The sequence below is a fragment of the Duganella zoogloeoides genome, from assembly GCF_034479515.1.
In the GTDB taxonomy this organism is placed as follows: Bacteria; Pseudomonadota; Gammaproteobacteria; order Burkholderiales; family Burkholderiaceae_D; genus Rugamonas; species Rugamonas zoogloeoides.
The window spans coordinates 4,709,646-4,735,379 of sequence record NZ_CP140152.1 but is presented as its reverse complement, the minus strand read 5'-3'; the positions used below and the strand labels follow the sequence as shown (position 1 = coordinate 4,735,379).

General features: G+C 61.4%; 17 protein-coding genes. 13 read left to right on the top strand and 4 right to left on the bottom strand.

Annotation, left to right across the window (positions count from 1 at the left end):
• Positions 1 to 202: 202 nt before the first annotated feature.
• Positions 203 to 2,992, bottom strand: coding sequence for a TonB-dependent receptor (locus tag SR858_RS20930; protein ID WP_026637247.1), 2,790 nt, complete (start codon positions 2,990 to 2,992; stop codon positions 203 to 205).
• A gap of 504 nt (positions 2,993 to 3,496) precedes the next feature.
• Between SR858_RS20930 and SR858_RS20925 the strand changes: the two genes are divergently transcribed.
• The 11 genes from SR858_RS20925 to SR858_RS20875 all read left to right on the top strand — a co-directional run bounded on the left by SR858_RS20925 (position 3,497) and on the right by SR858_RS20875 (position 20,155).
• The gene (locus tag SR858_RS20925; RefSeq protein ID WP_019921605.1) at positions 3,497 to 4,453 is read left to right on the top strand and encodes a VTT domain-containing protein; all 957 of its coding nucleotides are present in this window, start codon (positions 3,497 to 3,499) and stop codon (positions 4,451 to 4,453) included.
• Positions 4,454 to 4,583: 130 nt separating this feature from the next.
• A complete protein-coding gene (locus SR858_RS20920; protein ID WP_019921606.1) occupies positions 4,584 to 5,612 on the top strand; it encodes a glucokinase in 1,029 nt (342 codons plus the stop codon).
• Positions 5,613 to 5,935: 323 nt separating this feature from the next.
• Positions 5,936 to 6,715 (top strand): SMC-Scp complex subunit ScpB, encoded by a 780-nt coding sequence (scpB, locus tag SR858_RS20915; RefSeq protein ID WP_019921607.1) that lies wholly within the window; start codon positions 5,936 to 5,938, stop codon positions 6,713 to 6,715.
• Positions 6,702 to 9,086: a pseudouridine synthase gene (locus SR858_RS20910; RefSeq protein ID WP_019921608.1), complete on the top strand. Its 2,385-nt coding sequence runs from the start codon at positions 6,702 to 6,704 to the stop codon at positions 9,084 to 9,086. The genes scpB and SR858_RS20910 overlap by 14 nt, the downstream gene beginning before the upstream one ends.
• A 267-nt stretch (positions 9,087 to 9,353) precedes the next feature.
• Positions 9,354 to 9,842 (top strand): ribosome maturation factor RimP, encoded by a 489-nt coding sequence (gene rimP, locus SR858_RS20905; RefSeq protein ID WP_019921609.1) that lies wholly within the window; start codon positions 9,354 to 9,356, stop codon positions 9,840 to 9,842.
• Complete coding sequence (nusA, locus tag SR858_RS20900; protein ID WP_019921610.1) at positions 9,839 to 11,404, top strand: transcription termination factor NusA; 1,566 nt, start codon at positions 9,839 to 9,841, stop codon at positions 11,402 to 11,404. Before rimP ends, nusA begins: the two co-directional genes overlap by 4 nt.
• Positions 11,405 to 11,450: 46 nt before the next feature.
• A complete protein-coding gene (infB, locus tag SR858_RS20895) occupies positions 11,451 to 14,366 on the top strand; it encodes a translation initiation factor IF-2 (RefSeq protein ID WP_019921611.1) in 2,916 nt (971 codons plus the stop codon).
• Between the two features lie 81 nt (positions 14,367 to 14,447).
• Positions 14,448 to 14,864 (top strand): 30S ribosome-binding factor RbfA, encoded by a 417-nt coding sequence (gene rbfA, locus SR858_RS20890; protein WP_019921612.1) that lies wholly within the window; start codon positions 14,448 to 14,450, stop codon positions 14,862 to 14,864.
• Complete coding sequence (gene truB / locus SR858_RS20885; protein ID WP_019921613.1) at positions 14,861 to 15,784, top strand: tRNA pseudouridine(55) synthase TruB; 924 nt, start codon at positions 14,861 to 14,863, stop codon at positions 15,782 to 15,784. The genes rbfA and truB overlap by 4 nt, the downstream gene beginning before the upstream one ends.
• Positions 15,785 to 15,902: 118 nt before the next feature.
• Positions 15,903 to 17,735 carry a translational GTPase TypA gene (typA, locus tag SR858_RS20880; protein WP_019921614.1) on the top strand — a complete coding sequence of 611 codons (1,833 nt, stop codon included), beginning with the start codon at positions 15,903 to 15,905 and terminating at the stop codon, positions 17,733 to 17,735.
• A gap of 170 nt (positions 17,736 to 17,905) precedes the next feature.
• Entirely contained in the window at positions 17,906 to 20,155 is a 2,250-nt protein-coding gene (locus SR858_RS20875; RefSeq protein ID WP_026637248.1) for a DUF3141 domain-containing protein, read from the top strand.
• A 47-nt stretch (positions 20,156 to 20,202) separates the two neighbouring features.
• On the opposite strand, the gene SR858_RS20870 is transcribed toward SR858_RS20875, so the two are convergent.
• The 3 genes from SR858_RS20870 to SR858_RS20860 are packed head-to-tail and all read right to left on the bottom strand — an operon-like array spanning position 20,203 to position 22,231.
• The gene (locus SR858_RS20870; protein ID WP_019921616.1) at positions 20,203 to 20,655 is read right to left on the bottom strand and encodes a GNAT family N-acetyltransferase; all 453 of its coding nucleotides are present in this window, start codon (positions 20,653 to 20,655) and stop codon (positions 20,203 to 20,205) included.
• 57 nt (positions 20,656 to 20,712) lie between these two features.
• Positions 20,713 to 21,444, bottom strand: a complete 732-nt coding sequence (locus tag SR858_RS20865; protein WP_040377742.1) for a hypothetical protein — start codon at positions 21,442 to 21,444, stop codon at positions 20,713 to 20,715.
• A 28-nt stretch (positions 21,445 to 21,472) separates the two neighbouring features.
• Positions 21,473 to 22,231 (bottom strand): helix-turn-helix domain-containing protein, encoded by a 759-nt coding sequence (locus SR858_RS20860; protein ID WP_019921618.1) that lies wholly within the window; start codon positions 22,229 to 22,231, stop codon positions 21,473 to 21,475.
• A gap of 269 nt (positions 22,232 to 22,500) precedes the next feature.
• Between SR858_RS20860 and dusA the strand changes: the two genes are divergently transcribed.
• Both dusA and SR858_RS20850 read left to right on the top strand, forming a co-directional pair.
• The gene (dusA, locus tag SR858_RS20855; protein ID WP_407654712.1) at positions 22,501 to 23,451 is read left to right on the top strand and encodes a tRNA dihydrouridine(20/20a) synthase DusA; all 951 of its coding nucleotides are present in this window, start codon (positions 22,501 to 22,503) and stop codon (positions 23,449 to 23,451) included.
• A gap of 449 nt (positions 23,452 to 23,900) precedes the next feature.
• The gene (locus SR858_RS20850; RefSeq protein ID WP_322533874.1) at positions 23,901 to 25,667 is read left to right on the top strand and encodes a methyl-accepting chemotaxis protein; all 1,767 of its coding nucleotides are present in this window, start codon (positions 23,901 to 23,903) and stop codon (positions 25,665 to 25,667) included.
• The last annotated feature ends 67 nt before the right edge of the window (positions 25,668 to 25,734 follow it).

Here is a 25,734-nt window from a genome sequence, read left to right as displayed (position 1 = left end):
TCCGCCGCAAGCGGCAAGAATTAATGTGGCAAGCAGGCCGCCCGTCCAACCTGCACTTCTCCAACGCTGAGACATGATTTTTTCCTAATTACATAAAGGGTAATATTTTAGCTTGGGAAAATACTATTCCAAATAGCAATGCGTAAAAAAGCCGGGCCGCTGTTCAGCAGGCCCGGCTTTGTTGTATTAAACCGTCAGACGCTTAGAAGAACTTGTAGCTGGCGCCCAGTTTCATGTAGCGGCCAATGGCGCCGGAAGCGTCCATCGGGTTGTAGCTCATGCCGCCGTAGGTTTGTGGATCGAGCGGTGCCATCTTGTCGAGCACGTTGTTCATCGACGCGAACAGGGTCAGCTGCTTGCTGATGTTGTAGCGCGTCGACAGGTCCAGCGTGGTGAACGACGCGATTTCGCACTTGGCGTTCGGGGCTTTGGCGCCGCTCACCAGGGTATTGGCGCACAGGGCGCCGGCATACGCCGTGTTGTCCATCTTGCTGCGGTAGTTGACGTTGCCGGTCACGTTCAAGTCACCCAGATCCCACGAGGCGTTCAGGTTGATCTTGTTTTTCGGCGTACCGGCGCAGTTCGACGTGTCGCAGTTGCCGTGGGTGCCAGCATACTGGTAACGCACGGTGGCCGACTCGTTACGTACCCACGAAGCGACGTGGGTCATGTTCAGGCCGATGACGGCGCGACCATATGCGCCCAGGCGCAGGCGCTGCTTGATGTCCAGGTCGATACCGCTGACTTCGGTGAAGCTCGAGTTGCGGTAAGGCGCCTGCGTCAGCACCAGGGTACCGGTGTTCGGAATCGCCGCGCCGTTGACCACCAGGTTGTTATCGTTACGCACTGCGGTCGGCAGGGCGGCAGCCTGGTCGTACGGCAGCGAGTTGATTTCGTTGGTACGCTTGATTTTCCAGGCGTCCAGCGACAGGCTCGTGCCTTCCAGCGGATCCCAGACCAGGCCCAGGGTTTTGCCTTTCGATTCTTCCGGCTTCAGGTTCGGGTCACCGACTTTGACGGCAGCGATGGTGATCGCGCAATCGGTCGAGGTGGCGCCGCCAGCTGCCGGCACGCCGCCCGGGCAGCGCACCGGATCACGTACCGGCGCCGAGCCGGTCGATTGCGAACCGACGTTGCTCTCGGCCGCGCCGGGAGCACGGAAGCCCTCGGTGTAGGTACCGCGCAGGGCGAAGGTCTTGACCGGGGTCCACTTGATGCCGGCTTTCGGCGTGGACGAGCTGAAGCGGTCGTACTTGTCGTAACGCAGCGCGGCCGACAGTTCCACGGTTTTCACGATTGGCGCCAGGATCTCCGCAAACACGGCCTTGACTTTCGAGTCGCCGAAGGCGGCCACGTAGTTCGAGTTGATGGTGCCGTCTTCCGAACCCGACAGCGATGGGTTGCGCAGTTGTTCCTTGCGGTATTCGCCGCCCAGGGCCAGGCCCATTTTGCCGCCTGGCAGCTCGAACAGTTCACGCGATGCCTTGAAGTCGACGATGTCGAGCTTGGTGGTGGACACCGAGGTGGCGTTCACGCGCAGCGCTGCGTACAGCGAGGCCGGGTTGCGGTAAGCCTGGTCGCCGATGTAGTACGGGAAGTAACGCGAGGTCGGGTCGCTCAGGGCCGAACGCAGCACGTTCATATTGATCATATTGCTGTAGCCCAGGTCCAGCGACGACTCGGAATGGGTGTAGCCGGCGTCGTAGTCCCAGCCTGCGGCCGAACCCTTGATGCCGATGACGGCGCGCTTGAATTCGTTGTTGGCGCTACGGGTGCTGGCGCCGACGTCGAAGGCCGAGTAGCGCAGGCGGGTGGCCACGCCGTACGGGTTTTGCGGGTGGCTTGCAGCCAGCAGCGCCAGGTTGCCGTAGTTGATGAAGCCTTGCGGGTTGGCAGCGTTGGCCGGGAACGCCACGGTCGGCGTGACGTTCGCCGGGATCATCATGAACGACGTGTCGCGCTTCGAGTAACCGAGCTCGGCGTATGCCTGGGTATCGTCGTTGATCTGCCAGGTACCACGGGTGTACAGGTTGATCGATTCGATTTCCGGTTGCATGTCGCGGAACTGGTCGTTATGCCACAGGCAGCCGCCGCCCGAACCGGTCTGGTCGGTGGTAGCGGACAGCGTCGAGCAACCCGGCAGCGACACGTAGTTGTTGGTCAATGGATTGCGGATCGATCCGGTCGGGCTGGGGCTGGCGGTGTTGGCGCCGGCGATGTAGCCAGCGGCGAACTGGGTGCCGACCGGGTAGCCGTAAGGACGCAGGTCCGACTTGCCGATGTAGCCGCGGTCCTTGCGGTCGCTGTTTTTCAGGCTGTCAGCCTGGAAGTATTCGGCGTTGAACACGACGTTGAACTTGTCTTCGTCGAGGTTGCCCTTGCCCCAGGTGACCGAAGCCTTGTTCTGCTTGGCATCGCTGTAGCGCGAGAAGCCGGTGTCGGCCTTCATTTGCAGGCCGGTGAAGTCCTTGCGCAGGATGATGTTGACCACGCCGGCGATCGCATCGGCGCCGTAGGTGGACGATGCACCGTCCTTGAGGATTTCGATCCGCTCGACGATTTGCATCGGGATGGTCGAGATGTCGGTAAAGCTCTTCTGGCCGTCATCGGCGCGGGCGAACGGCGCCATGCGGCGGCCGTTGAGCAGCACCAGGGTGGAGGTTGCACCCAGGCCGCGCAGCGAGATCGCGGTGGAGCCTGCGGCGAAACCGTTGCCGAAGCCGGTAGGCAGCGAGCCGGCGCCGTCGGCGGTCAGGGTTTGCAGGTATTCCGATACCGTGCCCTTGCCAGATTTCATCAAGTCTTCGCTGGTGATCACTTGTACCGGCGACGCGGTTTCGGCCGTTGCGCGCTTGATGCTCGAACCGGTGATTTCCACGCGCTGGATAGGCGCAGCACCTTGCGCATCATTGTTTTGCGCCATGGCTGGCGTTGCCAGCAAGGTTGCGGCAGCGACGCTGCCCGAGAACATCAGGCGAACCGAACGGGACAATACTCTTTCCATCATCATGCTGAAATCTCTCCACTGGACTGGCTTTTTTACTGGTTGAACTGCCTGGCATGGGCGCGTGGCCGCACGCCTGCGTTCGCTGTTAGGGAGGGATCTGGCCTCCTTGCTTTTTATAAAAACATTTCATCAGTACCATGTCAATGTGACCAGTTTCGCCCGGACTGCTGCTTGGTGGAAGCAAAACCTCACTTGCTGGCTCTGCTAAAAGACAGGGCATGATGCATGTATGGAAGAGATCATCGCGCTACATGCGGATAACGTCGTCAAAGATGGCAGTAAATTCAAATTCCAAATATCAAAAAATCAACGGTGTAAAATATGGGAAAAGTCGGTAAAACCCTGTAAATTAAACTGTAACATTTGTGATCCATGTGACTTTTTGACGACAAAAACGGATTTGCGGCGGCGAATGTTCGTTTGCCTTGCAGAAAAACGTGACGAGATTGCGCGGGGATAGGCACGCGGTTTTTACGTTAAGATATCCATATGCCGAACTTTATCCACCTGCTGCAAGAATATGGCGTGCTGATCGTGTTTGCGATCGTACTGATCGAACAAATCGGCCTGCCGATTCCCGCCTATCCCATCCTGATCGTCGCCGGCGCCTTGTCCGTCGATGGCGATTTCAGCTGGCCCGCCGTGCTGGCGGTGGCCGTGTGCGCGTGCCTGCTCAGCGACGGCTTCTGGTTCCGCATGGGACGCATGTACGGCAAGCGCATCCTCAAGCTGCTGTGCCGGATTTCGCTGTCGCCCGATTATTGCGTGAGCCAGACCGAGGACAGCTTTACGCGCTGGGGCCCGCGCATGCTGATCGTCTCCAAGTTCATTCCCGGTTTTAACACCATTGCCGCGCCGCTGTCGGGGGCCATGGGCGTGCACAGCCGCACTTTTGTCGGCTACAGCATGCTGGGCGCCACCTTGTGGGCCGGTACCGGCATTGCCATCGGCGCCTTCTTCCACGCCAGCATCGATTCCGTGCTGACCGCCCTGAGTACCATGGGCAGTACCGCGCTGGCCGTGCTGCTGATCTTGCTGGCGCTGTTCATCAGCTACAAGTATCTCGAACGCAAGCGCTTCCGCCAGTCGGTGCAGATTGACCGCGTCACCATCGACGAAATCAAGCAGTTGCTCGAGCAGGGCGCGGCGCCGGTGCTGGTCGATGCCCGCAGCGTGACGGCGCAACTGCTGGAGCCGGCCGTGCCGGGCGCCTTGCTGTTCAACGGCGGCCAGCCGGCGCCGGACCTGATCGCAGTGGACCGCGACCGCCATGTGATCGTGTATTGCAGCTGCCCCAACGACGTTACTGCCGCCCAGGTGGCCAAGGAGCTCAAGCAGCATGGCTTCACCATGGCCCGTCCCCTGCATGGCGGGCTCGACGCCTGGAATGCCGCCTTTGGCGTGCGGCCCGTGGTCGATGGCGAGACCACCACGGCATCGGCGTAGGGTAGTCATACTACGAGGAAAAACAGTACAAGTACGGGAAATACACAGTTGCTTGTACTAAAACTACAAACCGCTTGCCAGTCTTGGTAAAAATACCTTAAGCTTAGGCTTCAACTATTTTTCATCGACCATGACAGCTACTCCATCGCCATCCTCCCCGATCAACGACTTCCCAGGCGGACCGCGTCTGCTGGCGGACGTCGGCGGCACCAATGCGCGCTTCGCGCTGGAAACCGCCCCGGGCAAGATCGTGGCGATCGACGTGTTGCCATGTGCCGACTACCCGACCCTGGCGGCCGCCCTGTTGTCCTACCTGGGCTCGCCCGTGGTAGCCGAGGCTGGTGGGGCAGGCGCTGGCGGCATCCGCCACGGCGCCATCGCGATTGCCAACCCGGTCACCGGCGACATGGTGCGCATGACCAACCACCACTGGGCGTTTTCGATCGAAGCACTGCGCCGCGAAGTCGATTTCGACACTTTGCTGGTAGTAAATGACTTCACCGCGCTGGCCAGTGCGCTGCCGTTCCTGTCCTCCGAACAGAAGCGCCAGGTGGGCGGCGGGACTGCAGTAGCGGACACGCCGCTGGGCCTGATCGGCGCTGGTACCGGCCTCGGGGTTTCCGGCCTGATTCCCGGCAAGGATGGCTGGACCGCACTATTGAGCGAAGGCGGCCACGTCACCTTTGCGCCTGCCAATCCGGTGGAAGTGGCAATCCTGCAATATGCCTGGACCGAATTCGAGCATGTTTCGGCCGAGCGCCTGATGTCGGGCGCCGGTATCGAGCTGATTTACCGCGCGCTGGCAAAACGCCATGGCGTGAAGGTCGAACCGCTGGTCGCCGCCGACATTTCGCGCCGCGCCCTGTCCGGTGAATGCGCCTTGTGCGATGAAGTGATCGAGGTGTTTTGTTGCATGCTGGGTACCATCGCCAGCAACCTGGTGGTCACGCTGGGCGCGCAGGGCGGTATATATATTGGCGGCGGCATCGTGCCGAAACTCGGTGACCGCTTCAACCGCTCCGGTTTCCGCAACCGCTTCGAGCACAAGGGCAGGTTCTTCCAGTACTTGGCGCAAGTGCCTACCTGGGTGATCACGGCGGAGTATCCGGCCTTCGTTGGTGTATCCGCAATCTTGTCAGAAAGACTTGCTACCGTGTAAGTCACGTTACATTTCGCTGCAGCGAATGCGCGTTTTATGCTTTTATCAGGTACAATTCACTTAGTTGGATGAAACGTCCTGGATAGGTCATGCTTGTTTTCGCTCGAAAACGGCGCCGCGGTTCTGGTGTTTCATGAAATGCGATCGCTTCGGCGGTCGCGGCAATTCCCTCTCTCCCGCCAGGCGACTCGCCTCGGCCGGAAAAACAGCTTCAGCGACTACTCCGGCAGGCGGCATCTTGAATGCAGCGCCTACCTCAACGACTCACTGAATGTAATTGATGTCATTCTGTGCATGTGTATGCATGCAGCCATAAGATTGCTATGGATAATGCTGAGGCCAAAAAAGTCCTCGAAACCGCCTTGCTATGCGCCCGTGAGCCGTTGACCATCCACAGTCTGAAAAAGCTGTTTGTCGACGAGGAGCAACCGCCGGGCGAACACGACGCCGTGGTCGGCGCCGAACAGATCAGGGAATTGCTGGAAGAGCTGGGCCGCGACTGGGCCGGCAAGGGCGTGGAAGTGGTCAGCCTGTCGAGTGGCTGGCGGTTCCAGAGCCGTCCCGAGATGAAGCATTATCTCGACCGGCTCAGCCCTGAAAAGCCGCCGCGCTACTCGCGGGCCACGCTGGAAACGCTGGCCATCATCGCCTACCGCCAGCCTGTCACGCGCGGCGATATCGAGGAAATTCGCGGCGTTGCCGTGAATTCACAGACGATCAAGATGCTGGAAGACCGTGGTTGGGTCGATGTGGTGGGCCACCGCGACGTGGTGGGCCGGCCTTCTTTGCTGGGCACCACGCGCCAGTTTCTCGACGACCTGGGCTTGAATTCCCTGTCCCAGTTACCGCCGTTGCAGCAAATCAGTGAATCGCAGGGTAGTGGTCCCGATATGGCCGCGCTGGAAGCGGCCCTGCAGCAGAACTTTGAAAAAGCCGCGCACGGCGACCGTGTCGCGCAAGCAGACGATGGCACGGAGGTGCCGGTGGCTATAGCAGCCGCGACTAGCCCGGACTCCGGCCAAGAAGTTAATCAAGATCCTGTGCATCGTCCCGATGTCACGGTCGATGAGCACAAGCAAGAAACGAATAATGAACAATCCTAAATCCCCAGAGACAGTCAACGACGCCGCCGAAGTAGCGGTCGCCAAGCCCAAGCGCCGCACCAAGGCCCAGATCGCAGCGGAAAGCAGCGGCGTTGCCGATGCGGCCCCGGTTGCTGCCGTGGCGAGCGATGCCGCGCCGGCCGCCAAGCCGAAACGCAAGCCCAAGGCCGATGCGTCCGCAGCAGCGGCAGCGCCGGCAGTGGTCGAGGCGGTTGCCGCCGAGGCCGCGACGGTCGCCGTGAAAAAGCCGCGCGCCAAGCCGGCTGCCAAGGTTGTCGCTGAGGCAACTGCTGCTCCTGCCGCCGCAGCCGCGCCTGCCGCCGCTGCGCCTGCTGTTGCTACTTCTGCTCCTGCCGCTGCTGCCGCCGCTGCGCCAGCTGTTGCCGCGCCAGTCGCCGACCGCGTCGCTGCTGCTGACGCGCCAGCCAAGCCGGCCCGCGCGCCGCGCGCCCGCAAAGCCGTGGCCGATGCCGCAGCGTCCGCCGCCGCACAGCCGGCCGAGGCGCCAGCTGCCGAAGCTGCCGCCGGCGACGCCGCGCCTGCCGATGGCGTACCGCGCATCGACCGTGGCCAGCGTCCGCGTGGCCCGCGCCAGATGCGCGAACAGCGCGCCGTGCGCGAAGCGCTGATGCCGAAGGTGGAAGCGGTGGAAGCTGCTCCTGCTGCGGCAGTGGAAGGCGCTGCGGGTGCCGAAGGTGCCGAGGGCGCTGTGGAAGCGCGCCAGCCGAACGAGCGCGGCCAACGCAACGGCCGCCAGGGTGGCCAGGGCGGCGCCCAAGCCGGCCAGCCACGCAATGGCAAAAACGGCAAGGGCAAGAACGCCAAAGGCCGCGGCCAGCCCGGCGACAAGCCGAGCGACGCCGATGCCGTGTTCTCGTTCGTCACGTCCGACGCCTTCGACAGCGAAGAAGGTGGCCGTGGCCGCCAGCCGCAAAAAGCAGCGCGCCGCGATCTGACCGCCGACGACGATGCACCGAAGCTGCACAAGGTGCTGGCTGAGGCCGGTCTCGGCTCGCGCCGCGACATGGAAGACCTGATCGTTGCCGGCCGCGTGTCGGTCAACGGCGAGCCGGCCCACATCGGCCAGCGCATCCTGCCGACCGATGCGGTCCGCATCAATGGCAAGCTGATCCAGCGCCGCGTGAGCAAGAAGCCGCCGCGCGTGCTGGTGTACCACAAGCCTGCCGGCGAAATCGTCTCGACCGATGATCCGGAAGGCCGTCCATCGGTGTTTTCGCGCCTGCCGACCATGAAGGCCGGCAAGTGGCTGGCCGTCGGCCGCCTCGACTTCAATACCGAAGGCCTGCTGCTGTTTACCACGTCCGGTGACCTGGCCAACCGCCTGATGCACCCGCGCTACGGTATCGACCGCGAATACGCGGTGCGTACCCTGGGCGTGCTGGAAGAAGGCATGCGTCAAAAGCTGCTGGCCGGCGTCGAGCTCGAAGACGGCCTGGCGCAGTTCTCGAAAATCGCCGACGGTGGCGGCGAGGGCATCAACAAGTGGTACCGCGTGATCATCGGCGAAGGCCGTAACCGCGAAGTGCGCCGCATGTTCGAAGCGATCGGTCTGACCGTCTCGCGCCTGATCCGTACCCGCTACGGCGCCATGACCCTGCCGAGCAGCCTGAAGCGCGGCCGCTGGGAAGAGCTGGAAGAAAACCAGGTGCGCGACATGCTGGCCGTGTACGGCGTCGAGAAAAAAGGCGGCGCCGACGGTGCGGCTGCTGCCGCACCTGCGCGTGCCGGCAAGGGCCCGCAAGCCAAGCCGGTTCAGAACAAGGGCCCGGAAAAGCGTCCGCAACGTAGCCGTGCAGAATACGACGACCGTGACGACGACGACGAGGACGACCTCGACGAACCGAACTTCAACCGCGCCGATGTCAGCAACGACAACGCGCTGCCATTCGCCAAGCCGCCACGCGGCCAGGGCCGTGGTCAGGTTGGTCAGGGCGGCTTCGGTGGCGGCCAGGGCCGTCCGAACGGCGGTGGCCAGGGGCGCGGCGCGGGCGGCGGCCAGGGCGGTGGCCAGGGTGGCCGCGCCGGTGGCGGCAATGGCCGTGCCGGTGGCGCCCAGGGATCGAGCCGTCCCGGTGGTCGTCCGCAGGGCATTGGTGCGTACGCTGGCGGCCGTCCGCTCGGCGATGCGGCGCCGGCGCGTGCCAGCGGTCCGCGTCCGCAAGGGCAGGGCGGCCAGGGTGGCCAGGGACGTGGCCAGCAGGCCAAGCCGGCCAACAAAGGCCCGCGCCAGCCCGATCCGTTGCAAACCACGTTTGGTTTCGGCAACAGCAGTGGCGCACCGCGTCGCGGTCAGCAGCAGCCGCGTGGCGGCGCCAGCGACCACGGCATGCCGCGTCGTCGGAAGGGTTAATCCCGCGCCCGCTGCGGGGTTGTTTTTACCCGCAAAAGCCCTATTTTGGCGGTTGTAGTGCCACTGTAGGGCTGTTTTCCGCCGCGTGCGGATTGCAGCGCCGACCGAATAAGGTTATAATAACCAGCCTGGTAAAAGTTCTTGTCCGGATAAAACCGCAGGAATCCTTTGCTCGGGTTGGTATTATCGTATTACTGGAAGATGGGCACTTGCCCATTTTTTTTTTGTTGAACGGGTTTGACAACAAGCCTTAATCTGGAGAATTTCTTGCAGCTGCCGCAGTTAATTGAAACGACCGTCACTGGTCTGGGCTATGAGCTGGTTGATGTCGAACGGGCCGAGCGCGGAGTGCTGCGCGTGTTTATCGATTTCACCGCGGCCGACGCTGAGGAAAAAGGTCCGATTACCGTGGAAGATTGCGCCACGGTCAGTCACCAGCTGTCGCACGTGCTGACGGTCGAGAACGTGAGTTACGAACGTCTCGAGATTTCGTCGCCAGGGCTCGATCGCCCGGTGCGCAAGCTGGAAGACTTCGTGCGTTTTGCCGGTTGCGAAGCAATTGTCAAACTGCGCACCGCAATGCCGGGTACGAACAACCGTAAATCGTTCCAGGGGATTCTGCAAGAACCCCAGGGCGAGAATTTGTCGTTGGAATTTGAAAGCAATGATGGTCCGGCGCTGTTGGAGTTTACGCTCGCCGATATGGATAAGGCACGCTTGGTGCCGCAGGTGGTTTTTAAGGGACGCAAAGCATGAGTCGCGAAGTTTTGTTATTGGTAGACGCGCTGGCGCGTGAAAAGAACGTCGATAAGGATGTCGTTTTCGGCGCCCTCGAATTCGCATTGGCGCAAGCCACGAAGAAACGGTATGAGGGTGAAGTAGACATCCGCGTTTCGATCGACCGCGAATCGGGCGAATTCGAATCGTTCCGCCGCTGGCACGTGGTACCAGATGAAGCCGGCCTGCAACTGCCGGACCAGGAAATCCTGCACTTCGAAGCCAAGGAACAAATCGCCGACATCGAAGTGGACGACCACATCGAAGAGCCGATCGAATCCGTGGAATTCGGCCGCCGTTTTGCCCAAGACACCAAGCAGGTCGTGCTGCAACGCGTGCGCGATGCCGAGCGCGAACAGATCCTGGCCGACTTCCTCGAACGCGGCGACTCGCTCGTGACCGGCACCATCAAGCGCATGGAACGCGGCGATGCCATCGTCGAATCGGGCAAGATCGAAGCCCGCCTGCCGCGCGACCAGATGATCCCGAAGGAAAATCTGCGTATCGGCGACCGCGTCCGTGCCTACATCCTGCGCGTGGACCGCAATATGCGCGGCCCGCAAGTGATCCTGTCGCGCACCGCGCCGGAATTCATTGCCAAGCTGTTCGAGCTGGAAGTGCCGGAAATCGAACAAGGCATGCTGGAAATTAAATCGGCTGCCCGCGACGCCGGCGTGCGCGCAAAAATCGCCGTGTACACGGCCGACAAGCGCATCGACCCGATCGGTACCTGCGTCGGCATGCGCGGTTCGCGCGTGCAGGCCGTTACCGGCGAGCTCGGTGGCGAGCGCGTGGACATCGTGCTGTGGTCCGAAGATCCGGCCCAGTTCGTCATTGGCGCGCTGGCCCCGGCCAACGTTTCGTCGATCATGGTCGATGAGGAAAAACACGCCATGGACGTGGTCGTGGACGAGGAAAACCTCGCCATCGCCATCGGCCGCTCGGGCCAGAACGTACGCCTGGCGTCCGATCTGACCGGCTGGAAGATCAACATCATGACGGCCGAGGAATCGGCCGACAAGGCAGCCCAGGAAACCGCGGCAGTGCGTGCACTGTTCATGGAAAAACTGGACGTTGACCAGGAAGTCGCCGACATCCTGGTGGAAGAGGGCTTTGCCAGCCTGGAAGAAATCGCTTACGTGCCGATCTCCGAAATGCTGGAAATCGAATCGTTTGACGAAGATACCGTCAACGAACTGCGTACCCGTGCCCGTGACGCCCTGGTAACCGAAGCGATTGCTTCGGAAGAAGGCCTGGAAGGCATGGAAGAGGCACTGGTCGGTCTGGAAGGCATGGACCGCATCACCGCCGGTAAGCTGGGCCTGGCAGGTATCAAGACTGTTGAAGCATTTGCAGGCCTGGCCTACGACGAATTTGGCGCCATTCTGGCCTTCTCGTCCGACCGCGCCCGCGCGCTGATTTCGAATGAATTTGAAGATGTGACCGACGATGAGATGAAACTGGTCGATTCGAAGTACGACGACCGAGCGAAGGGCCTGCAAGCCAAGGCCTGGACCCTGGCAGAATCGGCAAAGGCTTAATTTGAGTATCTTTATCATCTCCGCGACACATAGAAAAGAGGACTGAATGGCGAGTAACAACGTAGCCCAATTTGCCACCGAACTGAAGATGCCTGCAGACTTGCTGCTGACGCAGCTGCGTTCTGCCGGCGTCGAAAAAAGTTCGACGTCAGATCCATTGTCGAAAGATGATAAGGATAAGCTGCTCGATCACCTGCGTCGCACCCACGGCGCTGCAGCCGAAGTGGAAAAGAAAAAAATCACGCTGACGCGCAAGGAAACGACTGAAATCAAGCAGGCCGATGCCAATGGCAAGGCCCGCACGATCCAGGTCGCCGTCAAGAAAACGCGTACCTTCGTACAGCGCGACGAACCGGTCACGACCGCCCCTGCCGCACCTGCGGCACCGGTGATTGATCCGGCCGAAGTCGCTCGTCGCGAAGAAGAAGTGCGCAAGCAAGCCGAACTGATCGCACGCCAGGAAGCCGACCTGCGCGAGAAGCAGGAGCGCCTGGCCAAGCTCGACGCCGAGAAGGAAGCGCAAGCGAAAGCCACCGCCGACGCCGAAGCCCGCGCCAAGAAGGAAGCCGACGCCGAAGCCAAGCGCGATGCTGAACAAGCTGCTGCCAAGGCTGCCGCTTCGGCCCTGAACGCTGCCAACAGCAACGCCAATGCCAGCGCGACTGCAACCGATGCTGCCGCCAGCGCCGCTGCTGCCGCTGCCGCTGCCGCTGCGGACGCACAAAAGAAAGCTGCTGCCGAAGAAGCCAAGAAGAAAGCCGATGCTGCCGCCAAGGAAGCTGCTGAAAAAGCTGCTGCCACGGACCGTGCACGCAAGGCTGTGGCCGATGAAGTTGCACAGATCAAGGCCATGATGAACGCGCCGCGTCGCGCCATCAAGGCGCCGGAACCAGTACCAGTTCCGGTCAAGCCGAAGGTTGCCGAAGGCACGCTGCACAAGCCAGCGACCACGGCCGCTACCGCTGCCAAGCCGGGCGACAAGCCAGGCGATAAAAAGCCAGGCGACAAGAAATCGATCAAGTCGGCCAATGTGGCCTCGACCTGGTCCGACGACAAGAAGCGCGGCGCCCCAGGCGGCGGCAAAGGCCGTGGCGCCCCATCGGGCCCATCGACCGGCCGCGACAGCTGGCGCGGTGGCAAGGGTGGTCGTCGTCATTCGCAATCGGATGACCGCGAAACCAACTTCCAGGCCCCGACCGAAGCCGTGGTCAAGGACGTGCATGTACCGGAAACCATCACCGTGGCCGAACTGGCCCACAAGATGTCGGTCAAGGCGTCCGAGGTCATCAAGCAACTGATGAAGCTGGGCCAGATGTGCACCATTAACCAGGTGCTGGACCAGGAAACCGCGATGATCGTCGTCGAAGAAATGGGCCACAAAGCCCACGCCGCCGAGGAAGACGATCCGGAAGCGATCCTGGCCGACCAGGGTGAGCACGCTCACTTCGAGTCCAAGCCACGCGCACCGGTCGTGACCGTCATGGGTCACGTCGATCACGGTAAAACCTCGCTGCTGGACTACATCCGTCGCGCCAAGGTCGCGTCGGGCGAAGCCGGCGGGATTACCCAGCACATCGGCGCTTACCACGTCGATACGCCACGCGGCATGATCACCTTCCTCGATACCCCGGGTCACGAAGCCTTTACGGCCATGCGTGCCCGCGGTGCGAAAGCCACCGACATCGTCATCCTGGTGGTGGCGGCGGACGACGGCGTGATGCCTCAAACCAAGGAAGCTATCGCTCACGCGAAAGCGGCTGGCGTCCCACTGGTGGTGGCGATCAACAAGATCGACAAACCAGGCGGCAACGTTGACCGTGTGACGCAAGAGCTGGTTGCCGAGAGCGTGGTGCCGGAAGAATACGGTGGCGATTCGCCATTCGTGCCGGTATCGGCCAAGACCGGTGAAGGTATCGACAACCTGCTCGAGCAAGTGCTGCTGCAGGCCGAGGTACTGGAACTGAAAGCCCCGATCGATGCGCCGGCCCGTGGCCTGGTCGTCGAAGGTCGCCTGGACAAGGGCAAGGGCCCGGTTGCCACCATCCTGGTGCAGTCCGGTACCCTGCGTCGCGGCGACGTGATCCTGGCAGGCTCCTCGTTCGGCCGCGTGCGCGCCATGCTGGACGAAAACGGCAAGCCGATCACCGAAGCCGGTCCGTCGATTCCGGTCGAAATCCAGGGCCTGACCGAAGTGCCGCAAGCCGGTGAAGAAGTCATGGTCATGGCCGACGAGCGCAAGGCGCGTGAAATTGGTCTGTTCCGTCAAGGTAAGTTCCGTGACGTGAAATTGGCCAAGCAGCAAGCCGCGAAGCTGGAAAACATGTTCGACCAGATGGCCGAAGGCGAAGTCAAAAACCTGCCGTTGATCATCAAGACCGACGTGCAGGGTTCGCAAGAAGCGCTGGTGTCGTCGTTGCAGAAACTGTCCACCTCCGAAGTGCGCGTACAAGTTGTGCACGCAGCCGTCGGCGGTATCACGGAATCGGACGTCAACCTTGCCGTGGCCTCGAAGGCCGTCATCATTGGCTTCAACGCCCGTGCCGACGCCCAGGCCCGCAAGCTGGCCGAGTCCAATGGTGTGGACATTCGCTACTACAACATCATTTACGATGCGATCGACGAGATCAAATCGGCGCTGTCGGGCATGCTGGCACCGGAAAAACGCGAAACCGTTACCGGCCAGGTCGAGATTCGCCAGGTTATTCTGGTCTCGAAAGTCGGCGCCGTTGCCGGTTGCCTGGTCACCGATGGTGTGGTCAAGCGTTCGTCGTCGGTGCGCCTGCTGCGCAACAACATCGTGGTGTGGACTGGCGAAATCGACTCGCTCAAGCGCTTCAAGGACGATGCGAAAGAAGTCCGCGCCGGTCTGGAATGCGGCCTGTCGCTGAAGAACTACAACGACATCCAGGTGGGCGACTCCCTGGAAGTGTTCGAAGTGCAGGAAATCGCCCGTACGCTGTAATCGCAGGCGACTCATGTAGGACCTGGTGAAGTGGACGGGGGCTGTAGCTCCCGTCCACTTTGCCGTTTATGGAATATCATCATGGCAAAACATAGTAAAACCATCCCCCAGCGCGGCTTGCGCGTGGCCGATCAAATCCAGAAAGACCTGTCGGAACTGATCGCATTCGAACTCAAGGACCCGCGCGTAGGCATGATCACGCTGGCCGAAGTGCAGATCACCCCCGATTACGCCCACGCCAAGATCTACTTCACCATGCTCAAGGACGATCCCGAGACCGTCAAAAACACGCTGGCCGGCCTGCAGGCAGCGTCGGGCTACCTGCGCAATATGCTGGGCAAGCGCCTGCACATTCACACGCTGCCGGCACTGCACTTCGTGCACGACACGTCGGTGGCGCGCGGCATGGCCATGTCGGCGCTGATCGACCAGGCTAATGCCACCCGCTCGCTCGATGATGACGTCGACGAGGGTGCTAAAGACGGCAAGGAAGAATGAACCAGGCCAAAGTCAAACGCGTGCGCGACCTGGTCGATGGCGTGCTGCTGCTCGACAAGCCGGTCGGCTTTTCCAGCAACGATGCGCTGATCAAGGCCAAGCGCGTAATGAACGCCAAGAAGGCCGGCCACACCGGCACGCTCGACCCGTTTGCCACCGGCTTGCTACCGCTGTGCTTTGGCGAAGCCACCAAGTTTTCCCAGGATTTATTGGAAGCCGATAAAACCTACGAAACCGTGGTGCACCTGGGCCAGACCACGGATACCGGCGACACCGAAGGCGAAGTGATCGATACCCGCGACGTCAGCGTCACGCTTGAGCAGATCCACGCCGTGCTGGCGCAGTTCCGCGGCCCGATCGCGCAAGTGCCGCCGATGTATTCGGCCTTGAAACGCGACGGCAAGCCGCTGTACGAATACGCGCGCGCCGGCATCACGCTCGAGCGCGAAGCGCGCAACGTCGTCATCCACAAGCTGGAACTGGTGGCGTACGAGGCGCCGATGCTGACCTTGTCGGTCACGTGCAGCAAGGGCACGTACATCCGCGTGCTGGGCCAGGATATCGGCGAGGCTTTGGGCTGCGGCGCGCATCTGAACGCCTTGCGCCGTACCCAGGTTGGGCCGTTGACCATGGAGAACATGATCACGCTCGACGCCTTGATCGCCCACCCCGAGCCATTGAGCTTGCTGGCGCCGGTCGATGCGCTGCTGGCCAGCTTCCCGGCCGTGCAGTTGAACGCCGAGCTGGCCAAGCGCTTCCTCAACGGCCAGCGCCTGGCACTGGGCAAGGAACCGGTAACGGTCCCGGGCGAAGAGGGCAGGGTGCGCGTGTACCTGGACGACAAGTTGCTGGGCACGGCCATCCTCGGTGAATACAGCATCCTGGCGCCAGAGCGCTTGATTGCCTTCGTACCTCAATAAAGCAACATCGAAAATAACCAGAAGTCCGGCGATAGAGTTGCAACGCAACATGCTATACTAGCCGGCTTTCCGCACAGCTTTTTGTGCGCACCCGCAGTTTTTCCGCAAATATACGACTATGTCCACTACTAAACGCGCAATTCGCAACATTGCAATCATCGCCCACGTTGACCACGGTAAAACCACCCTGGTTGACCAACTGCTCCGCCAGTCCGGCACCTTCCGCGAAAACCAGGCGGTCGATACCCGTGTCATGGACTCGAACGATCTCGAAAAAGAGCGCGGCATCACGATTCTGTCCAAGAATTGCGCAGTCGAGTACGAAGGCACCCACATCAACATCGTTGACACCCCAGGCCACGCCGACTTCGGCGGCGAAGTGGAACGTGTTCTGTCGATGGTTGACTCGGTCCTGCTGCTGATCGATGCACAAGAAGGCCCGATGCCACAGACCCGCTTTGTGACCCGTAAGGCGCTGGCCCTGGGCCTGAAGCCTATCGTCGTAGTCAACAAGGTCGACCGTCCAGGTGCACGTCCTGAATGGGCGATCAACCAGACCTTCGAGCTGTTCGACAAGCTGGGCGCCACCGACGAACAACTGGACTTCCCGATTGTTTACGCTTCGGGCCTGAACGGCTACGCCGGCCTGACCGAAGACGTACGCGGCGGCGACATGAAGCCACTGTTCGACGCCATCCTGCAACACGTACCAGTACGTGACGACAATCCGGATGGTCCGCTGCAGATGCAAATCACCTCGCTCGACTACTCGTCGTACGTCGGTAAAATCGGTATCGGCCGTATCAACCGCGGTCGCGTCAAAACCGGCCAGGACGTGATCGTTCTGAACGGCCCAGGCGCTACGCCGATCAAAGGCCGCATCAACCAGGTGCTGAACTTCAAGGGCCTCGAGCGCGTGCTGGTGGACGACGCTGTTGCCGGCGACATCGTGCTGATCAACGGTATCGAAGAAATCGGCATCGGTTCGACCGTGTGCGCACCGGACACCCCGGAAGCGCTGCCAATGCTGACCGTCGACGAGCCTACCCTGACCATGAACTTCATGGTCAACAACTCGCCGCTGGCTGGCCGCGAAGGCAAGTTCGTGACCTCGCGTCAACTGCGCGACCGTCTGGACAAGGAACTGAAAGCCAACGTTGCGCTGCGCGTGGCGCCTACCGACGACGACACCACCTTCGAAGTATCGGGCCGTGGCGAGCTGCACCTGACCATCCTGATCGAAAACATGCGTCGCGAAGGTTTCGAGATGGCTGTATCGCGTCCGCGCGTGGTGTTCAAAATGGTCGATGGCGTGCGCCACGAGCCGTACGAGCAACTGTCGGTGGACGTTGAAGAAGCCAACCAGGGCGGCGTCATGGAAGAACTGGGCCGTCGTCGTGGCGACCTGCAAAACATGGAATCGGACGGCAAAGGCCGTGTGCGCCTGGAATACCGTATTCCAGCACGTGGCCTGATCGGCTTCCAGGGCGAATTCATGACCCTGACCCGTGGTACCGGCCTGATGAGCCACGTGTTCGATGCGTACGCACCAGTCGACACCTCGAAAGGTGAGCTGGGCGGCCGTCGCAACGGCGTGCTGATCTCGCAGGACGACGGCGCTGCTGTCGCCTACGCTATCTGGAAACTGCAAGATCGCGGCCGTATGTTCGTGGTCCACAACGACCCGGTGTACGAAGGCATGATCATCGGTATCCACTCGCGCGACAACGACCTGGTCGTCAACCCGATCAAGGGCAAGCAGCTGACCAACGTGCGTTCGTCGGGTACCGACGAAGCCGTGCGCCTGGTGCCGCCGATCCAGATGTCGCTGGAATACGCTGTTGAATTCATCGACGACGACGAACTGGTGGAAATCACCCCGAAATCGATCCGTCTGCGCAAGCGCTTCCTGAAAGAGCACGAGCGTAAGAAAGCATCGCGCGAAGCGTAATCGCTTCTGCCGGACCAGAAAGCCGCCTTCGGGCGGCTTTTTTTATTGATGCGGATCACTTCCAGATGAATCAATGCTGGCCTCGGCAAGATTTCCATGATCCGGATTCGTTTGCCTTTTCTGCGGTGCTGGAGTACTTTGGTGCATGGCAACATGACTGGAGGATTTCCGTGAGTGAAGAAAAGAATAACCCCTGGGCCGGGCTGTTGAACTGGCCAGGCAGTCCGTTCAATGTCGCCCAGCAAGGGCTCGATTATTGGGTGGACGCTTGCCAGCGGTCGATCCTGTTTCTCGATGTGCTGCGTCAGCGCGGCACCGATACCATCGCCCGCGCCGCCAAGACGGCGCCGCATGTACTGAGTTTCCCGTTCGAAATCATCATGGATGGCCGCACGCTCGAGCGGCCCGTGAATTACGGCCTGTGCTACATCGCGCCGCCGGACGGCGTCGCGCCTGATCCATCGAAACGGCCGTTCATCGTGTTCGACCCGCGCGCCGGCCACGGCCCCGGCATCGGCGGCATGAAGCACGACAGCGAAATCGGCGTCGTACTCAAGGCTGGCCATCCGTGCTACTTTGTCGGCTTTACGCCGGTGCCGGTGCCCGGTCAGACCATCGAGGACGTGTGCCGCGCCGAAGCGGCGTTTATCGCCCACGTGGCCGAGCGCCACCCGCAAGCCGATGGCAAGCCGGCCCTGATCGGCAACTGCCAGGCCGGCTGGCAAATCATGATGACCGCCGCGTTGAAGCCCGACCTGGTCGGTCCGCTGGTCCTGGCCGGCGCACCACTGTCGTACTGGGCTGGCGTACGCGGCAAGAATCCGCTGCGCTACCTTGGCGGTGCGCTGGGCGGCACCTGGATGACCGCGCTCGCTGGCGACCTCGGCAACGGCATCTTCGACGGCGCCCAGCTGGTGGCCAACTTCGAGAAGATGAATCCGTCGAACACGCTGTGGACCAAGAACTACAACGTCTATTCGAAAATCGATACCGAGGCGCCGCGCTTCCTCGAATTTGAAAAATGGTGGGGCAACCCGGTGCTGCTCAACGCCGGCGAAATGCAATACATCGCCGACTCGCTGTTCGTCGGCAACCGCCTGAGCGAAGCGGCGCTGCTCGACAGCGACGGCCACCGCATCGACCTGCGCAACATCAAGTCGCCGATCGTGGTGTTCTGCTCGTGGGGCGACGACATTACGCCGCCGCAGCAGGCGCTGGGCTGGGTGCTCGACCTGTATGAGGACGACGCCGCGCTGGTGGCGGGCGGCCAGACCATCATCTATTCGATGCACCAGAGTATCGGCCACCTCGGCATTTTCGTTTCCGCCTCGGTAGCCAACAAGGAACACGAGGAGTTTACCGCCGCGATGGACATGATCGACATCATGCCGCCCGGCCTGTACGAAGCGGTGTTCCTGGAAAAAGACGAGGAGATGCTGCAGGAAGAACTGGCGGCTGGCGACATGATGGGCGGCGACTACGTGATGCGCTTCGAGCGCCGCACGCTCGACTCCTTGCGCGCGCTGGGCGGTAACGATGCCGAAGACGAACGCCGCTTTGCTACCGTGGCGCGCGTGTCGGAAATCAACCAGGGACTGTACCGCACCTTTGTCAGCCCGGTCGTCAAGAGCCTGGTGACCGAGCACAGCGCCAAGCAATTGCGCGAAGCGCACCCGATGCGCTTGCGCTACACGGCGTTCTCGAACAAGAACAAGCTGCTCGATGGCATCCCGGCGCTGGCCGACAGGGTGCGCGCGCAACGCCGCCCGGTGGCCAAGGATAATATTTTCCTGCAAATGCAGGATGCCATGTCGAAACAGATCGTCGCCTCGCTCGACGCGTACCGCGACGTGCGCGACCAGGCCACCGAGAAATTCTTCCTCGATGTGTACGGTTCGCCCCTATTGCAGGCGATGGTGGGCTTACGTGCCGAAAACGGCGCACCGCGCCGCATCGGCCGCGACCTGGCGCGTGAAGCAGCACTTGACGCCTACCGCACCGCTGCCGCCGGCAAGACCGCCGAAGGCGGCACGACCGAAGCGATCATTCGAGGACTGCTGTATATCTACCGCAGCCCGGAGATGAGCGCGGCCGACGAACGCGCGTTTGCCACCATCCGCCAGTTGCGTTTGCGTACTGCCGATGACCAGGAATTGAGCGTCACCCGCTTCAAGACCGTCTTGCGCGAGCAGTACCTGATGTTGCAGGTGGCCGAAGAAGCGGCGATGCGCGACTTGCCATTGCTGCTGCCGGACGACCCCGACGCGCGCGCAACTGCGCTGGGCATCGTGCGCCAGGTGGTGGGCGCCACCGGCACCGTCACCGGCGACGCCGCCCAGCGCCTCGAGCGCGTGGCAGCGATGTTCGGGCCAAAGCTGGCCGTGGTGCGCAAGAAGCAGCAGGCGGGCGACGCAGCGTAAGCCGTGGTGCGTATGTTGATCCGCCATCGGTGGCGGATCAACGTGCCTTACAGTACCTTGCGCATGAAGACGCTCAAGGGATCGTCGCGATAATCGCCGTAGGGGCCGCATACCGAGAATCCGTGCCGTGCATACAGCGCGATCGCTTCCGGCTGTGCCGGCCCCGTCTCCAGCACCATCAAGTCGCAACCGGCTATGCGCGTAGCCTGTTCCAGCGCCGCCATCAAGCCCTTGGCTGCGCCGAGTCCGCGCGCTTCCGGCTTCACGTACATGCGCTTGATCTCGCCATACCCGTTCGACAACACCACCGCCGCGCAGCCAACCAGCGCACCGGCAGCATCGCGGGCGACCGCAAATTTCACTTCCGGCTGCATCAGCGATTTGAGGTCCAGCGCATACACGCTCTCGGGCGGATACAAGGTCAGCTGGTAAGCGTCGAGGTCGGCGATCAGGGCGATGATCTCGGGCTGGTTCGGTGTTTCAAAAGCGATCTGGAGCATGAATGGGCGCGGGTGGGTAGCTGAGGGCTACGAGTATAACGCGCCGGCTCTCGCCTGCTACAAGGTCGGCGTGATGCTGCGGACCACTTTGCCGGCTTCATCGAGCATCTGGATCTCGGCCTTGCCATCGGCGCCAACCAGCAACATCATGCGCACGCGGCCCTGGGCATCCTTCAGTTGCAGGGATGATCCCTTATCGGCGGTGTTGCCGAGCCAGATGCGATTGACGCCGAGCCTTCCTTCTTCGGTCAGCTTGTTCCAGTAGGCTTTCTGCCCGGCGCGGTCCAGCTTGCTCGCTTGCTCGCGGAAGCGCGGATGGTCATCCATTGACGTGACTTTGAAGTTCGGCACATCGTTGATGAGCACAGCGGTGCGCTGCGACTTCTCGTTGTCGGTATTGAGCAGTTGCAGCGCCTGGTCCTGGCGGAAACGGTCGAACGTCAGCGACAGTCCCGAGTCGATCTTGCCGCTAGCTCCTTCGATACTGCCTTTCTGGAGAAAACCGCCATTTTCCGTGCCTTCCTCATTGATGAACAGCATGCCGGCAAACGTGCGGCGGTTGGGGCGTTCGATTTCCTTGCCTTCGTGGAAGGCGCCGGGGAACTGGGCGCGATTGGAAATGATGAGGCGTTTGGTGCCATCGGGCTCGACGATATTGATGCGCCCGACCGTGATCTCGTCAAAATTCGCCTTCCTGCCGGGATCGCTCGAACCGGTGAGCACGAAGACTGCTGCCAGCGCGCTGGCCATGGTGGTGGCGCCTGCCAAAAAGGTTCTCAAGTGCGACATGGTGTCTCCTTTGTAATGGTTGGTTTGTTTAATTATCGGAAGTACGGGTGATGCGCCGGGCTGCCGCCCGCAGCCGCCATTCGACGACCAGGATCAGCGGTGCACAGAAAGCGAGCAGGGCGCCCAGGTATTGCAGGATCCGGTTGGCCTCTGAATGGACGTAGCGTTTGTCGGCCAGTTCGAACATGCGCCGTCCGCCTTCCACATTCTCGAAATACACGCTGCCGCGGTCGCGCCATGACTCGACCGTCATGCGCCTGAGCCGGTTCGCTTCGAACTCGGCCTGCAAGCGCGCCATTTCTTCGATGGTGATGATCTTGGCCATCATTCTCATTTCCTGGATCCGGCGGTATTGCTCGAAGATGGTCTCGGATTCGCCGGGCGCGATGACGCCCTTCGAAACATACTTGTACTGATTGTTGGGAAAGAAGATGCCGTCGTTTGCCGCAAGCATCATGGCAAACCCCAGTGCCGCAGCGGCGGCTGCACCAAAGACATAGCGCCGCGCATGGTGCACGCGGCGGATGGTCACGCCTTCGCGGAACTGGCTCACCTGCGGAATATGGCGCAGCGATGCCTGCGTCTCCTGGTCGAGATCGGCCAGGAAAACTTCGGGCGCCATGCCCAGCGCCTTGATGATGCTGCCGAACATCTCCGCCGACGGCTGCGACTTGTCGTTCTCGAGCTTGGAGAGGTAAGACTGCTCGATGCCGATCAACTCGGCAAACTGCGGCTGGGTAAGGTTCTTGTCGGTTCTGATCTGCTTGAGCCTGGCGCCGAAATTCATGGTTGTCCCTGGTAACGAATGATTGTTGTCCGAGGCATATTCTTCGGGATTCATGCTGGAATGAGAAGGTGAATATGCGGGAATAACGATGAATTTTGTTATTTTTGCCAACTGTGCGGGAAATACGGCCGGGGCGGCGGGGCGGCGTTTGGCGGTATAATGACGACCCCCATACCCCACCCGCAGTTACCGCCATGACCAATCCCGCCCCGCACACCACCGTCGCCGACACCGCCCCCGTGCCGGGCCGCCGCCTGTCCGTGGCGCCGATGATGGACTGGACCGACCGCCACTGCCGCGTGTTCCACCGCCATATCAGCCAGCACACCTGGCTGTACACCGAGATGGTCACCACCGGCGCGCTGGTGTATGGCGACGTCGAACGGCACCTGCGCTTCAACGATGAAGAACACCCGGTCGCGCTGCAACTGGGGGGCAGCGACCCGGCCGACCTGGCCACCAGTGCCAGGCTGGGCCAGCAATGGGGCTACGACGAGATCAACCTCAATTGCGGTTGCCCGTCCGAGCGCGTGCAAAAGGGTGCGTTCGGCGCCTGCCTGATGGCTGAGCCGCAACTGGTGGCCGATTGCGTGAAAGCCATGCGCGACGCAGTCGATATCGACGTCACCGTCAAGCACCGCATCGGCATCGATAAAACCGAAAGTTACGATTTCGTGCGCGATTTCGTCGGTACCGTGGCGGACGCCGGCTGCACCACGTTTATCGTTCACGCGCGCAACGCCATCCTGAAAGGCCTGTCGCCCAAGGAAAACCGCGAAATCCCGCCGCTCAAGTACGACTTCGCCTACCGCCTCAAGCGTGATTTCCCGCAGTTTGAAATCATCATCAACGGCGGCATCAAGACCGAAGCCGAGATCGACGAGCACCTGCGCCATGTCGATGGCGTGATGCTGGGCCGCGAGGCGTATCACAACCCGTTCTTGATGGCCACGTTCGACCAGCGCTACTACGGCGCCACCACCGAGCCGAAATCGCGCGCCGAGGTGCTCGAGGCGATGATTCCCTACATCACGGCGCAGCTGGCGCAGTACGGCCCGCTCGGCCTGAAGATGAATTCGATTACGCGCCACATGCTGGGCCTGATGCAGGGCCTGCCGGGCGCCAAGTCGTTCCGCCAGACCTTGTCGGACTCGAAACAACTGGCGACCGGCGACGCCACCCTGGTGCGCCAGGCCGCAGCCCGCCTGGGGTATGCCTGATTCCTGCCTGATTCCTGCCGGATTCCGGCCTGGTTTTCGCCACAATGCCCTGACACTTCCGCACCACCACCGGCGCCTCCCGGCGCCGCGTTTTCAATGATACTTTCATCCAACTATTCGGACGACTAGCAAGCATAATTTTCAAGTGTTGGAATTTCCACTCAGAAATTATGTTTCCAGTGCACCTAGATATTTTTTCCTTGCTCTACGGAAAAATTTGCCTCTATAATCCATCTCATACACCTCTATCCACCGTCTTTCGTGTGTGTATTGCGACGCAAAAACGACAACGCGACGCTGGTGGGGCGCCAAATTTTGCATTCGCAGTCATTGTTTGCTAATGTCATGTTTTGTTTCTTAGCTGCAATGTTTGGATTGGCTGTGTCCTACCTCCCGACAGGCCGTTCAGGGCAAATTCTTATCAACAGTGTCACTTACGAAGAGACGAAATGAATTTAGCAAAAATGAAAGTTGGCATGCGCCTGGGCCTCGGATTCGCCCTGGTTCTGATCTTCCTGGTCGCGGTGACCACGGTCGGCATCTTCCGCATGGCACAAATCCAGGACCGCCTCGATCACGTCATCAGCGTGAACAACGTCGTCACCCGCCTGGTGACCGACATGCGTACCAACGTCGCCGACCGTATCAGCTCGCTGCGCATCCTGACCCTGTTGACCGATCCGGCCGACATGGAACCGGAACTGAACCGCGTCAAGGAACTGGCTGCCAAGTACGCCGATGCACAAAACAAGCTGAGCGCGAAGTTCGCGGTCGAAGCCCTGCCTGAAGAGAAGGCCCTGCTGGCCACCATCAAGGAACAGGAAGCCATCGCCATGCCGGCCATCGCCAAGGCGACCGAGCTGTGGCTCGGTAGCCAAGCCGAAGCCGCCACCCGCGTGCTGATCAAGGAAATCCGTCCGGCGCAACGCAAATGGATGGCAGCACTGGAATCGCTGGGCACCCTGGAAGACAAGCTGAACGCCGAAATGCAAGTGGAAGCCGCCAAGGGCTTCGCCAGCGGCCGTACTTTCATGATCATCATGGGCCTGCTGGCCGTGGCGATCTCGGTGGCTGCCGCCGTGGTGATCACCCGAGGCCTGCTGAAACAACTTGGCGCCGAACCGGCCTACACCTCGGCCATTGCCAGCAGCATCGCCAATGGCGACCTGGCCGTAGCGATCAACACCAGCAACACCGACAAGAGCAGCCTGCTGTACGAAATGCGTGAAATGCGCGACAGCCTGGTCGATATCGTGGGTCAGGTTCGCTCCGGCACCGAAACCATCGGCACCGCCACCCGCGAAATCGCCGCCGGTAACACCGACCTGTCGGCCCGTACCGAAATGCAGGCCAGCTCGCTGGAAAAAACCGCGACTGCCATGGAAGAGCTGACCTCGACCGTGAAACAGAATGCCGACAACGCCCGGGAAGCCAACCAGCTGGCCTCGGCTGCATCGGATGTGGCGATCAAGGGCGGCAAGGTGGTCTCGGAAGTGGTCAACACCATGAGCTCGATCGACGCGTCGGCCAAGAAGATCGTGGACATCATCGGCGTGATCGACGGTATCGCTTTCCAGACCAACATCCTGGCGCTGAACGCTGCCGTGGAAGCAGCCCGTGCCGGCGAACAAGGCCGTGGCTTCGCGGTGGTGGCGTCCGAAGTGCGTAACCTGGCGCAGCGTTCCGCTGGCGCTGCCAAAGAAATCAAGATGCTCATCGATGACTCGGTGGAAAAAGTCGGCGCCGGCACCAAGCTGGTCGGCCAGGCCGGTGTGACGATGGAAGAGGTTGTATCGTCGGTGCGCCGCGTGACCGACATCATGAGCGAGATCGCCAACGCCAGCCAGGAGCAGAGCGCCGGTATCGAACAAGTCAACCTGTCGATCATCGAGATGGACAGCATGACCCAGCAAAACGCCGCGCTGGTGGAAGAGTCCGCCGCCGCAGCAAAGAGCTTGCAAGACCAGGCCGACGAGTTGTCGCGCGTCGTCAGCATCTTCAAGCTGGTGGAAGGCGAGGAGCGCGCAACTGCTCCGGTGTATGCGCCAGCCCCGAAAGTCGCAGTAGCGAAGGCAGCAGTGAAGCCGATCGCCGCCGCAACCCGTGCCCCGGTAAAGAAACTGGCCGCCAAGCCAGCGCCCGCACCGGCAGCCAAGCCGAAGAAAGTCGTCAACGCGACCAGCACCGCCAGCGCTGACGAGTGGGAAGAGTTTTAACGATTCAAGTATTGCCCGGGCTGCTGTCACGTTGTTGCGTGATGGTGGGAACGCCAAGGCGGGCCGG

Bases quoted from the DNA above. Each gene is read 5' to 3' on its own strand.
- SR858_RS20865 (WP_040377742.1), bottom strand. From the start codon at position 21,444: ATGTCGCACTTGAGAACCTTTTTGGCAGGCGCCACCACCATGGCCAGC.
- SR858_RS20850 (WP_322533874.1), top strand. From the start codon at position 23,901: ATGAATTTAGCAAAAATGAAAGTTGGCATGCGCCTGGGCCTCGGATTC.
- dusA (WP_407654712.1), top strand. From the start codon at position 22,501: ATGATGGACTGGACCGACCGCCACTGCCGCGTGTTCCACCGCCATATC.
- SR858_RS20860 (WP_019921618.1), bottom strand. From the start codon at position 22,231: ATGAATTTCGGCGCCAGGCTCAAGCAGATCAGAACCGACAAGAACCTT.
- truB (WP_019921613.1), top strand. From the start codon at position 14,861: ATGAACCAGGCCAAAGTCAAACGCGTGCGCGACCTGGTCGATGGCGTG.
- SR858_RS20920 (WP_019921606.1), top strand. From the start codon at position 4,584: ATGACAGCTACTCCATCGCCATCCTCCCCGATCAACGACTTCCCAGGC.
- typA (WP_019921614.1), top strand. From the start codon at position 15,903: ATGTCCACTACTAAACGCGCAATTCGCAACATTGCAATCATCGCCCAC.
- SR858_RS20925 (WP_019921605.1), top strand. From the start codon at position 3,497: ATGCCGAACTTTATCCACCTGCTGCAAGAATATGGCGTGCTGATCGTG.
- rbfA (WP_019921612.1), top strand. From the start codon at position 14,448: ATGGCAAAACATAGTAAAACCATCCCCCAGCGCGGCTTGCGCGTGGCC.
- SR858_RS20910 (WP_019921608.1), top strand. From the start codon at position 6,702: ATGAACAATCCTAAATCCCCAGAGACAGTCAACGACGCCGCCGAAGTA.
- SR858_RS20870 (WP_019921616.1), bottom strand. From the start codon at position 20,655: ATGCTCCAGATCGCTTTTGAAACACCGAACCAGCCCGAGATCATCGCC.
- nusA (WP_019921610.1), top strand. From the start codon at position 9,839: ATGAGTCGCGAAGTTTTGTTATTGGTAGACGCGCTGGCGCGTGAAAAG.
- scpB (WP_019921607.1), top strand. From the start codon at position 5,936: ATGGATAATGCTGAGGCCAAAAAAGTCCTCGAAACCGCCTTGCTATGC.
- infB (WP_019921611.1), top strand. From the start codon at position 11,451: ATGGCGAGTAACAACGTAGCCCAATTTGCCACCGAACTGAAGATGCCT.